The organism is Patescibacteria group bacterium (genome assembly GCA_028717685.1).
Classification (GTDB): Bacteria; Patescibacteriota; JAQUNI01; order JAQUNI01; family JAQUNI01; genus JAQUNI01.
The window spans coordinates 71,766-84,133 of sequence record JAQUNI010000003.1 but is presented as its reverse complement, the minus strand read 5'-3'; the positions used below and the strand labels follow the sequence as shown (position 1 = coordinate 84,133).

Sequence of the window (12,368 nt, the reverse complement as noted above, 5' to 3'; positions counted from 1 at the left end):
ATTTTATGACGCAAGTTTTATTAATTAATTGTCCTATAACTTTTAGCAGAAAAAATGAGCCGATGGGCGATGAAGTCAGCGATCCTCCTTTAGGACTCCTTTATATTGCTGCTTATTTAGAGAAACATAATATTTCGGTTAAGTTGTACGACGTCACAGTGCAAGGATTAACTCTAAAAAAACTAATGCAAGAAATCGAGAAGGAAAATCCTAAAGTCGTTGGCTTATCCGCTTTATCACCCAGTATTCGTTCTGCTTATCGGTTAGCCTCGGAGATGAAGAAGGAGTGGGGGAACCATGGTCCCATGGTTGGTTTAGGTGGTCCCCACATCAGTGCAGATCCGGATTTCGCCCGGCGATTCCCGATTTTTGATTTTTATGTTATTGGTGAAGGAGAGCTCACTATGTTGAAAATTGTTCAGAAAGTATTAGCTGGCAAGCGTGTGAAAGGAGTATTTTATGCAGAACCAATACAAAATCTTGACGATTTACCATTTCCCGCCCGACATTTGACCGATGTTTCTAATTATCACAGAGGAGTTGAAACCAAATTGACAAACGATGCCGCGGCAATTTATAAAAGAGCCTCAATGATTGGCTCACGTGGCTGTCCTTTTCATTGCTGTTTTTGCAGTCGGCCTGTCCATAAAACAAACTATCGTTTTCGATCGGCAGAGAACATCATTAAGGAAATGGAAACTATATATAATCAATATAATGGAAAATTCCATTTCCATGATGACACTTTTAGTTTAAATCGAGAAAATATTAAAAATTTTTGCCAATTATTAATCAAAAAGGGATTAAACGCTACGTGGGGCGCAATGACTAGGGCAAATAGTGTTAACGAAGAATTGATTAAATTAATGGCAAAAGCTGGCTGCAATAACCTACTCTTCGGTGTTGAGTCTGGCAATGAAAGAATCCGTAATGAAGTCATCCACAAAAATGTTAACAATCGAGATATCTTTAACGCGATTAGATGGTGCAGAAAGTACGGCATTCAAAGCAACATTTTTCTGATGCTAGGTTTTCCTGGAGAAACTAAGAAAGAAATTAAAGACACAGTCAATTTTGGTCTAATTTCTAAGGTGGATGTCATGGGTATACATATAACTGTTATTATGCCTGGAGCGGATTTGTACAAAACTGGCGTTGAAGAGGGAAAAATCAATATTAATTTAATTGATCGGTACATCAGAGGGGAATTGGGGGATGAGTTCAAATCAATTTGGCCCAAGTATATTCCCCGCGACCTGACACTAGAAGATTTAGTAAAAGCCAAAAAGCAAGCTTACCGCAGATTTTACCTCAACCCCGAATGGATTTTAAGAAGAATCTGGTGGGATTTGAGCAACTTCGATTTTCTTCGTGAAGATGCAAGACTCCTAAAGGCCGCCTTTCAAGCAATAACTCAAGGGGGAACGAAATCAGCAATGTCTTAATCGCCATTTGCAAAATTTTGAGTAAAATTTTTTAAATTATGAAAAATAAAAAAGTATTAATTTTAACTCCTTTCTTTAGCCCAAACGTAGGCGGCGTAGAAACACATCTAGATGATTTGGTGAAAAAATTAGATGATTTGGGCTATTATATCTTTGTCCAAACTTACTCACCCCTAACCAGCTCAATAAAGGCATCAACTCGCGAAAAGAAAGGTAAAAATATCTATATAAAAAGATATAGATGGTCTGGCAAAAACTTTTTTCATAAAGTAGAAAAGTTTCCCCTTCTTGACTTTTTATATTTAACACCATATTTATTCTGCAGAGTATTTATTTGGATCTTAACTAATAAAAATAGAATAGATGTAATCCATGCCCACGGCCTCAACGCCGCTTTAATAGGAGGAATTTTAAAAAAATTATTCCATAAAAAATTAATTGTTAGCATCCATGCTATCTATGAATTGGACAAAGATTCAAAAACAGCGAAAAGAATTGTCTACATATTAAATAAAACTGATAAAGTTCTATGTTTATCCAAAGGATCATATAATGAATTAATCTCTTTTGGTCTACACAAAGCAAAATTGGACTTATTTAAACATTGGATTGCCCTCAATATTTTCAAACCTCTAAATAAAACTTTGTTGAGGAACAAACTAAATATTGCGGATAAATTTACGGTTCTTTTTGCAGGAAGACTGCTAGAAAAAAAGGGGGTAAAAGTCTTGGTTAAAGTGGCAAAAAGATTGCCTCAAATTAATTTTGTTTTTGTTGGTAATGGTCCGGAGGAAAAATTTTTAAAAGAGCAAGAAAGAGAATTAAGTAATTTGAAATTTATTGGGTCCGTCGAAAACAAAATAATGTACAAATATTATAATATAGCAGATCTTTTTTGCGCTCCTTCACAATATGAGGAGGGATTTGGTAGATCAATAATTGAAGCCGTGGCCTGCGGACTACCAGTTGTTGGATCAAATAGAGGCGGAATCCCGGAGGCATTGGATAAGAGTGTTTCACTATTACTAGATCCAACTGTTGAAAATATTAAAGCCGCGATAGAAAAATTGTACATCAATAAAGAATTATATTTGAGATTATCTCAAAATTGCAGAAGATATGCTGAGACAAATTTTTCAGAAAAAAATATAAATTCCATTATCAAATATTATTAAATTATGAAAGATAAAAATTATTATGATAAATATTGGAATAAAAATATAAACGGGGGTATGTTATATTTACCCCCTCAATGGACGGAGGAAAATCTTCTATGGCATTTAGAATTTTTTAAAAACTACATTGGTAAAACCGTTTTAGATGTAGGCGCTGGCGATGGTACATTTTTAAACTTTTTAAATTCAAAAACCACAATTATAAAAAAGGCTGTTGCCTCTGAATTATCAAAAAAAGCATTAGAAATCGGAAAAAATAAATATAAAAATTTAATCTTTAAACAAGAAGATCTTGAAAGTTTAAGCTTTCAAGATAATTCTTTTGATACTGTTTTCGCTGTAGAAGTAATTGAGCACTTATTAGATATTGATAGATGTCTATCGGAAATTAATAGGGTGTTAAAAAAGAATGGTTTCTTTTGTATTACAACCACAGATTTTAATTTATTGAAAAAAATTATCATTGCTACATTTTTTTGGGATAAATTCTTTTATCCGAATAATCCCCATATTAGATTCTTGACTAAAAAAACACTTATCAATATTTGTAAAAAGCATAATTTTGAATTAGTAAATTATAAATGGAATAAGGGCTATTTTGGCATTATGCCAAAAGGACAAATGATTGTGTTTAGAAAAAAAATGCTTTTGTCTTAAACATATTGTTTTAAAGAAGGATACTATGACGGATGACAAAAAATTTGATTTCCATTTATAACAGTAAGGGGATTATTTCCACAACTCTAAAGTAAAAGCAGCAGCTTGCCTTGCATTAAAAAAATGATTCTTATTTTTTACCTTTAATTAACACATTATTGGAAAACAAAATGAAAGTAGTCATTTTAGCCGGAGGGACCGGAACCCGCTTAAGTGAAGAAACGGTCAACAAACCAAAACCAATGGTGGAAATAGGAGATAAGCCGATTTTATGGCATATCATGAAAATCTATTCTCATTTTGGATTGAATGACTTTATAGTTTGCTTAGGATATAAAGGATATTATATTAAAGAATGGTTTAATAATTATTGCCTGCACCATAGCGATGTCACTTTTGATTTTATAAACAAGAAGACCAAATTTTATAAAAATCGCGGTGAGCAATGGAAAGTAACTTTAGTTGACACTGGCGAAAATACGATGACTGGTGGCCGTATTAAAAGAGTCAAGGAGTACATAGGCAAAGGAACTTTTATGGCCACGTACGGAGACGGGGTAGGGAACGTTGACCTTAAGAAACTTTTAAAATTTCATCGCAAACACGCTAAAATTGCTACGCTGACTGCCGTCATCCCCGAAGGACGTTTTGGTGCTTTGTCTTTAAACCAAAAATCCAGAATAACAAAGTTTAGCGAAAAAACAGATAATCAAACTTATATTAATGGCGGCTTTTTTGTCTTAGGACCCAAGGTTTTTGATTATATCCAAGGCGACGATACAGTCTTCGAAAAAGAACCTTTGGAAAATTTAGCAAAGGACAATGAACTCTATGCTTTTCCTCATCATGGCTTTTGGAAACCTATGGATAAACTATATGACAAGAAAGAATTGGATAAAATGTGGGAAAGCGGCAATGCCCCCTGGAAAATATGGGATTAATTATATCAATTACAATTTAAGTGATGGGGAAAAAAAGCTTAAAAAAATTCTTTCGCGGCAAAAGAATCCTAATCACGGGACATACTGGCTTTAAAGGCGCGTGGTTGACTCAAATTCTTCTCAATTGGGACGCAAAAATCTGCGGCTGTGCGCTAACGCCAAACACAAATCCTAATCTATTTAACATCCTTAATTTAAAAGATTATATAGAACATCACCAAGTTGATATCCGAAATTTCCACCAGCTTAATCGGATAGTGAAAAAATTCAAACCCGATATCATTTTTCACCTTGCCGCTCAAGCCTTGGTCAGAAACTCTTATGATAATCCCCGCTCTACCTACACAACCAACGTTATTGGAACAATCAACGTGTTGGAGATTATCCGCCTTAATAATATTAGAGCAGGAATTATTATTACCACTGATAAGGTTTATCAGGATTTAGAAAAAAATGTCGCCTTTAAAGAAGATGACCGGCTTGGAGGTTACGACCCCTATAGTAACAGCAAAGCTTGCGCGGACTTGGCAGTGAATTCTCATATTTGCTCCTTCTTTAATTTCAAAAATAATCAAGCCGGAAATTATCCTCTGGTTGCTTCCGCGCGTTCCGGCAATGTTATTGGTGGAGGAGATTGGAATAAAGACAGGCTGCTTCCGGATTTAATTAGAGCCTTTTTTATCAACAATCAGAATCTCGTTATTCGCAGTCCCGACGCCATTCGCCCTTGGCAACATGTTCTGGAACCATTAAGGGGCTACCTATTATTGGCTCAAAGCTTATATGAAGGTCATACGGACAAGATGGGCTCTTGGAATTTTGGTCCTCAAAATGAAAGTATGCTGGATGTCGTTAGTGTAGTCAATATGGCAATTGATTTTTTGAAGAAGGGGAGCTTCACCGTCAGTGAAGACAGTTCAAAACACGAAACTAAAATACTGAAATTAGACAACTCCAAAGCGATTCATAACCTTAAATGGAAGCCCAAATTGAATGTTGCCAAGGCGATCCGGGAAACCTTATTATGGTACAAAACATTCTACTCAAACAAAATAGATATGCAAGCTTATACAACAAGACAAATCAACAGATATTTCAATACTGGTAAGGGCGAGTGTCTTGATGCTGAAAAAAAACGAAGTTAATTTTCAAACTCTCAATATTGGCTCAGGTGGACCGCTTAAAATTAAAGTTGTGGCTTTTAATGTGAGACATTACTATGCAGATATTAAAAAGGTGAAAAGAATATTAAAATGGAAACCGGAGATCAAATTCCAAATCGGAATCCTAGATGTGAAAAGATGGGGTGAGTTAGAAAAATTAATAGATTGATAAAGCGCATAATAAACTGCAAAAAGGGAAACTGGTTTGAAATATCTTTTATATCCTAACTTGATTATGGATTTTCAACTTCAACAATTGGAAAAATATAATGATGACCGAGGGCAATTAATCGTTTTTTTACAACGCAGAGAATTAAACAAAAAGATCAGAGAGTTTGGCCAAATATATTTTGTGACCTTTGATAAGGCAAATATAATAAGGGGAAATCATTATCATAAAAGATGGAGAGAGTGGTTTGGTATTATTTCAGGCCAACTAAGGGTCCATCTCAAAGATCTAAACACGGGAGAAGAAAAAAAATTAATCTTAAATGGGAATTCTAACAAATATAACCGTCTGGAAATTGGCCCTAAAATTGCCCATGTCTTTCAAAATATTTCTAAAACTGCTGCTTTATTAAATTATACAGACAAAGAATGGACAAAGGGTGATACTTTTAAATATAAATTGTTATAAATTTACGCAAATTGATTTTGTTAATTTAAAAAGACAATATCAAGCCATAAGATCAGAAATTGATCACGCTATCCGAGAAGTGCTGAATACTGCTTCTTTTATCGGAGGAGAAAAGATTCAAACTTTTGAAAAAGAGTTTGCAAAATATTGCGGGGCTAAGTATTGCGTGACGGTAAATTCTGGCACTGATGCTTTGAAATTTATTTGCCAAGCTTTAAATATTCAAGAAGGGGACGAGGTGCTTGTGCCAGTTAATACTTTTATTGCCACAGCCCTAGCTGTGAGTATGACCGGGGCCAAACCTGTCTTTGTGGACTGTGATGAAGATAGTTACAACATTGATACAAATTCAATTGAGCCAAAAATTACTTCAAAAACAAAGGCAATAATAGCTGTGCATCTCTACGGACAGCCAGCAGAGATGGATGAAATTTTAAAAGTTGCCAGAAAGTATAAACTGCCTGTCATTGAAGATGCCTGCCAGGCACACGGAGCAATTTACAAAAACAAAAAGGTAGGAAATTTTGGCATTGCTGCGGCTTTTAGTTTTTATCCTGGAAAAAATTTAGGAGCTTATGGTGATGGTGGGGCAGTGGTGACTAACAACCTAAAAATGGCTGAAAAAATTAAAAGATTAAGAGAATATGGACAAAAAGAAAAATATGTTCATTGGGAAAAAGGCACTAATTCAAGACTGGACGCTCTTCAGGCGGCAATTTTGGCAGTAAAACTAAAATATTTGGATGAGTGGAATAAAAAAAGACGAGAGGCAGCTGCATACTATATAGAACAACTCAAGGATTTGCCTATAAAATTACCCATGATTGAAAAAAACCATAAACATGTTTTTCATCTATTTGTTATAGAAACAGATCTACGTAACGAGATGATGGAATTTTTACAAGAGAGAGGCGTTTTTTGCGGAATTCATTATCCTTTGCCTATTCACTTGCAAAAAGCATACAAAGAACTGGGATATAAAAAAGGGGATTTTCCCATAGCAGAAAAATTATCCAAACGAATTTTATCTTTGCCAATGTATGCAGAATTAAAAAAACAAGAGATCGATTATCTTAAAGTGGAGTTAAAAAAATTCTTTTCCAAAAATTTATTAAAAATATGAGAAAGCTCACTGAAAATAACCCAAAGCAAAGTATTAAAAATGTTTTGGTGGGTCAAAATGTTAAAATCAATGATTTTGTCAACTTATATGGCTGTAAGCTTGGAGATAATTGTATGATCGGTCCCTTTGTTGAAATTCAAAACAATGTAAAAATTGGCAGAAGATGCCGCATCCAATCCCATAGTTTTATCTGTAGCGGGGTAACGATAGAGAAGGATGTATTTATCGGACATAATGTCACTTTTATTAATGACAAATGTCCTTCCGTGGAAAATGCTTTAAAAAAAACATGGAAATGTTTACCTACTTTAGTCAGAGAAAAAGCTGTTATTGGCAGCGGGGCAATCATTTTAGGAGGCATCACAATAGGTAAGGGTGCTTTTATAGGAGCTGGGTCTGTGGTTACAAAAGATATCCCCGCGGGCGTTACTGTGGTCGGTATTCCCGCCAAACCCTTAAAAGATAATCTGCATCATTAAAAAAATTTTGAGATAAGCTCAATGTACAACAAATCAGTTTTAATTCTATCACCATTTTTTAGCCCAAATATAGGCGGTGTAGAGAGTTATTTAGATGATTTAGTGCAAGGATTGACAAAAAGACAATGGAGGACTATCGTTATTACTTATTCCCCTTTAACTTCTTCCTTTAAAGCTCCTCTCTACGAAAAAAAGTTGGGATTGCAAATCTTTCGCCTGCCATGGATAAAATTTAATTTATTCTATAGATTGACAAAATATCCAGCCTTACAGTTTCTTTATCTGTTTCTGGGAATTTTTATTTTTAGCGTTTTTTATACCACTATTCTTTCTAGAAGAATTCAAGTTATTCATGGCCATGGTCTATCCGCAGGATTGGCAGCGGGTATAATCGGTAAATTGTTTTCAAAAAAGTCCATTATTAGTTTATACACAATATATAAATTTAAAAAAAAATCATTATCAGCAAAATTTGCTAAAAAAATCCTAGATAAAGCTAATATTATTACTCTTTTATCAAAAAAATGCGGCCAGTGTTTAATTTCTCTGGGTATTTCAGCCAAGAAAATAAAAATTTGTCATTGTTGGATTGATACAATTAAAATATTCAAACCCCGAAACAAAATTAAGATAAGAAATAAACTAAATCTTCAGCAAGGCTGTTTTATGGTTTTATTTATTGGCCGACTAACTGAAGAAAAAGGTGTGCATGAAGTAATAAAAATCATTAAACAAACATCAGAAAAGATTCAGTTTTTTATTATTGGTGACGGACCCTTAAGGATGGAGGTGGAAAAATTAGCGGCTACTCACAAAAATGTTCACTATCTCGGCAGCGTACCAAACAAGAAGATCCCTTTTTGGCTTTCAGCGGCTGATTTACTGCTCTGGGGGTCAGTTGATCAAGATTACGTCGGTCGTGTAACAATGCATGCTTTGAGTTGCGGAGTACCCCCTATTTTACCTGATCGGACTAAATATTTTGGTGAAGAGAGAAAAGTGGGATTAAATATTAAAAGCGGTCATGGAAAAATTTGGTTCATAATGCGTCCCCACATAAAAAATATAAGCCATGAACTTGAAAAATTAAGCCAAAATCCAAAAAATCTTGACCAAATGCGTATTAATTGCAGAAAATTTGCCTTAGAAAATTACAGTGAAGAAAAAAATATAAAAACAATCATTAATGCTTACCAATCGTGTTTGGTCTAAATCATAATAAGAAAATATTAGATGTTATCTTAGTCTATACCCCCAATATCCTCCAAAAAACATAGAAGAAATGACGAATTACAAAATGGCCAATAAAAAATAGGAGCATGACCTCCTTGAGGGCTTCATTATTTAGCGACCTGCCTGTGCAAACAAAAAATTAATACGAGAATTTTAGATACTTTTACGAAAGGATAATAAATTACTCATCCGCAGCAAGTTGTGGGAATAAATTTTCTGTTCTACTCAAACAAAATAGATATGCAAGCTTATATAACAAGACAAATCAACGGATATTTTAATACTGGATAATGGCCATAAAAACATTAAAAATTTAAAAAAATGATAAAAACAGTCTTAGTTACAGGAGCGGCCGGTTTTATTGGCTCTCACTTGTTAGAAAATTTATTGAAAAAAAATTACAGGGTCATTGCCTTATTGCACTCTGCCTCCAATAATACACGAATAGAGCCCTTCCGCCGTGCAGTTAAAATTTATTACTCCGACAAAAATGAATTAGGTTTAATTTTTAAGGAAAGCCATATTGATTGTATAATCCATCTCGCCACGAAATATATTAAGAAGCACAATAATCTTAACGAAGTGGAAGAGATGATTGACACAAATGTCAAATTTCCTTCCCTTCTTTGTCAATTGGCTATTCAAGCGGAGGTAAAATATTTTATCAATACTGGCACATTCTCCGAATATAAGATGAAAAATCTCCCCCTTAAAGAAGAGGATGAAAAATGTGCTTATAATCTTTACGCTGCCACCAAACTATCTTTTGCAGAAATTTTAAAGTACTATGCCAATAGTTATAATTTTAAAGTGATCGATTTCAAACTATTTGCCCCTTTTGGTGATCGGGATAACGAAAAACTGATGGCTTTTCTGATTAAATCTCTCAATAAAGGGGAGGAAATCGAGTTTTCTGGCGGCGAACAGAGATGGAACTTCACCTATGTCAAAGACATCGCCCAAGCTTATCTTTGTGCGCTGAAACATTTTAATAAAATTGTTAAATTTGAGGGTTTTAACGTAGGTTACGACAAAGCATACAGCATTAAGGAAATAACAAAAAAAATCGAAAAGATTGCTAATAAAAAATTTAATATCATTTGGGGAGCGAAACCTTATATTGAAAATGAGGTTTACTATGTAAATTGCGACAATTCTAAATTAAAAAAAATACTTAAATGGAAACCGCTTTATAACTTAGATTATGGTCTAGAAAAAACTTATTATTATTATCTAAATGGCAATGGATGAACAAATCTCCGGGATTAAGGGGCAGATGATCCAAGGAGTAATTATTAAAAAATTAAATATAATCCCTGATGAAAGGGGACGCATTTTGCATATGCTCAAAAAGGAAGACAAGGAATTTAATGGTTTTGGGGAAATTTACTTTTCTAGCGTATATCCGGGAGTGATCAAGGGATGGCATATTCATACAAAAATGGAATTAAATTATGCAGTCATCGCGGGTAATATAAAGCTAGTGCTCTATGATGACCGAGAGAATTCTGAAACCAAAGGTCATCTAACGGAAATTTTTACGGGGGAAGACAATTATCTCCTCATTAAAGTACCCCCCTTGGTTTGGAATGGCTTTCAGGGTTTTGGAAAAAAAGAAGCCCTGATAGCCAACTGCTCGACAATTTCACATGACCCTCAAGAAATCCGAAGATTAGATCCTTTCTCAAAAAAAATACCCTACGAATGGGGCTTAATATAAATCAAATATTGTATCCCGCAACCAAAAGAAAATGAACAGGAAACGAATCCTGCTAACCACAGGCTTCCCGTGGGGTAATAGAGATGCACATCACATCAGACTTTATTTTTTTTTAGAGGAGATCCCGATCTTGTCACTAAAGTGATTGCCTTAACTCGCGACATGGATATCTTTTACTAGAACCTTATGTGTCTCCTCATCAATAAAAACTCCAATAAATACTATTTAAAATAGAGTTATGGCTGCCTTAAAAAACAATAAGATGAATCAATTAGTCTCAATAATTTTAACTAACCACAACGGGAAAAAATGGCTTAAAAATTGTTTGGATTCCTTATACGCTCAGACATATAAAAATTTTGAAATTATTCTGGTGGATAATGCTTCCGATGATGACAGCATAGATTTTATAAAAAAGAATTATAAAGATATGACCGTGATCCAGAATGATAAAGACTTAGGTTTTGGAACCGCTAATAATATCGGGGTTAAAAATAGCAAGGGAGACATCTTGTTTCTTTTAAATAACGATACCCGATCCCCTAGTGATCTGCTCGAAAAGCTCATTGATTTTAAAAATAAAAACGATTTTGATTTAATTGGACCGCAAGCTTCAGGTAAAAATAAAATTGATTTATCAAAGAAGCAATACCCGGGGATGGATTTTCTGGGTTATCCAATTAGTGTGCCTTATCGAAAACTGTTTTACATTGATGGCTGCGCCTTAATGATTGACAAAAAAAAATTTATCAAACTAGGTGGCTTCGATGAAAAATATTATATGTATAGCGAGGATACAGACCTATCTTGGAGAGCCCACTTATTTGGCATGAGATTAGCGATTTGTCATAATGCTCATTTATTTCATTTCGGCGGCGGTTCGTCAGAAAGGACAAGATATAAAAAAAATAAACGTCATATTATTCCTACCTTTCGAAGATATGAAGTCAATAAAAATAATTTAAGAAATTTGTTAAAAAACTATAGACTAATAAACCTGTTTTGGATTATTCCCTTATCCATAAGCCAAGATATTTTAGAATCGCTATTTTACTTTGTTTCCGGTAATTTTAAAATGTTTATAATTGTTTGGAGAGCAATTTTTTGGAATATTATTAATATTCAAGATACTATTAAACAAAGAAAAATAATCCAAAGGAGAAGAAAAGTGGGTGATTTAAAAATTCTATCTATTATGAATTGGAATTCTGGCAAATTAAAAACTTTTCTAATGATCGGGGTGCCTAAATTTAAATAATGAATGAATATAAAATGAGACGCTTTTAAGAATTAAAAACTGATACTTGAACTATAAAAAAATTTTGAGCATACTCACAAAATCAAATAAAGAGTATACAGTTCTAAATAGTAAAAGTAAATACTTCTTAGCGAACAATGAGGCTTCATTTTGCGAGAATGTTTGACGCTATCTTACTGAAGGGTTTTATTTGCGCCGCTATAAACTACCAGTGATTAAAGATTAATATGAAAAATTTCATTAGCAACCTGAAAAAAATTTATATTTTTTTCGGAAAGCATAAATTATTAAAACGCCTTGCCATCTTTCTCTTATTATTTTTAATACCGTTTGCTATTTTTATAATTTTTGTAAAAAAATATGCAGTCGGCCTTGGTGACGACACCTCTCTCTTAGTATTCGGGAACTATTATTTCCAAAAACATAAATTTACCTGGAATCATGATTGTTTAGGCGAAACATCATTTCTTTCTTCCTTAATTTGGTACCTTTCGCAATTCCTTCTGTACAAAATCTTTAACTCTGATGTGGTTGCTA

12 protein-coding genes are annotated in these 12,368 nt (G+C 33.9%); all 12 read left to right on the top strand.

What is annotated here, in order from left to right:
* The first annotated feature begins 5 nt into the window (after nucleotides 1-5).
* The 12 genes from PHW01_04580 to PHW01_04525 all read left to right on the top strand — a co-directional run bounded on the left by PHW01_04580 (nucleotide 6) and on the right by PHW01_04525 (nucleotide 11,831).
* Nucleotides 6-1,445, top strand: a complete 1,440-nt coding sequence (locus PHW01_04580) for a radical SAM protein (GenBank protein MDD5627253.1) — start codon at nucleotides 6-8, stop codon at nucleotides 1,443-1,445.
* Nucleotides 1,446-1,483: 38 nt separating this feature from the next.
* A complete protein-coding gene (locus PHW01_04575; protein ID MDD5627252.1) occupies nucleotides 1,484-2,620 on the top strand; it encodes a glycosyltransferase family 4 protein in 1,137 nt (378 codons plus the stop codon).
* 3 nt (nucleotides 2,621-2,623) lie between these two features.
* Nucleotides 2,624-3,277: a class I SAM-dependent methyltransferase gene (locus PHW01_04570; protein ID MDD5627251.1), complete on the top strand. Its 654-nt coding sequence runs from the start codon at nucleotides 2,624-2,626 to the stop codon at nucleotides 3,275-3,277.
* A 170-nt stretch (nucleotides 3,278-3,447) separates the two neighbouring features.
* Nucleotides 3,448-4,218 carry a glucose-1-phosphate cytidylyltransferase gene (gene rfbF / locus PHW01_04565; GenBank protein MDD5627250.1) on the top strand — a complete coding sequence of 257 codons (771 nt, stop codon included), beginning with the start codon at nucleotides 3,448-3,450 and terminating at the stop codon, nucleotides 4,216-4,218.
* 23 nt (nucleotides 4,219-4,241) lie between these two features.
* On the top strand, nucleotides 4,242-5,363 hold the full coding sequence (rfbG, locus tag PHW01_04560; GenBank protein ID MDD5627249.1) for a CDP-glucose 4,6-dehydratase: 1,122 nt from the start codon (nucleotides 4,242-4,244) through the stop codon (nucleotides 5,361-5,363).
* A gap of 223 nt (nucleotides 5,364-5,586) precedes the next feature.
* The gene (locus tag PHW01_04555) at nucleotides 5,587-6,018 is read left to right on the top strand and encodes a WxcM-like domain-containing protein (protein ID MDD5627248.1); all 432 of its coding nucleotides are present in this window, start codon (nucleotides 5,587-5,589) and stop codon (nucleotides 6,016-6,018) included.
* Entirely contained in the window at nucleotides 6,005-7,141 is a 1,137-nt protein-coding gene (locus PHW01_04550; protein MDD5627247.1) for a DegT/DnrJ/EryC1/StrS family aminotransferase, read from the top strand. Before PHW01_04555 ends, PHW01_04550 begins: the two co-directional genes overlap by 14 nt.
* Entirely contained in the window at nucleotides 7,138-7,620 is a 483-nt protein-coding gene (locus PHW01_04545; protein MDD5627246.1) for an acyltransferase, read from the top strand. Before PHW01_04550 ends, PHW01_04545 begins: the two co-directional genes overlap by 4 nt.
* Before the next feature lie 21 nt (nucleotides 7,621-7,641).
* On the top strand, nucleotides 7,642-8,832 hold the full coding sequence (locus PHW01_04540; GenBank protein MDD5627245.1) for a glycosyltransferase family 4 protein: 1,191 nt from the start codon (nucleotides 7,642-7,644) through the stop codon (nucleotides 8,830-8,832).
* A gap of 342 nt (nucleotides 8,833-9,174) precedes the next feature.
* The gene (locus tag PHW01_04535) at nucleotides 9,175-10,104 is read left to right on the top strand and encodes an NAD(P)-dependent oxidoreductase (protein MDD5627244.1); all 930 of its coding nucleotides are present in this window, start codon (nucleotides 9,175-9,177) and stop codon (nucleotides 10,102-10,104) included.
* A 25-nt stretch (nucleotides 10,105-10,129) separates the two neighbouring features.
* Nucleotides 10,130-10,573 (top strand): dTDP-4-dehydrorhamnose 3,5-epimerase family protein, encoded by a 444-nt coding sequence (locus PHW01_04530; protein ID MDD5627243.1) that lies wholly within the window; start codon nucleotides 10,130-10,132, stop codon nucleotides 10,571-10,573.
* A gap of 238 nt (nucleotides 10,574-10,811) precedes the next feature.
* Nucleotides 10,812-11,831, top strand: a complete 1,020-nt coding sequence (locus PHW01_04525; GenBank protein ID MDD5627242.1) for a glycosyltransferase family 2 protein — start codon at nucleotides 10,812-10,814, stop codon at nucleotides 11,829-11,831.
* The last annotated feature ends 537 nt before the right edge of the window (nucleotides 11,832-12,368 follow it).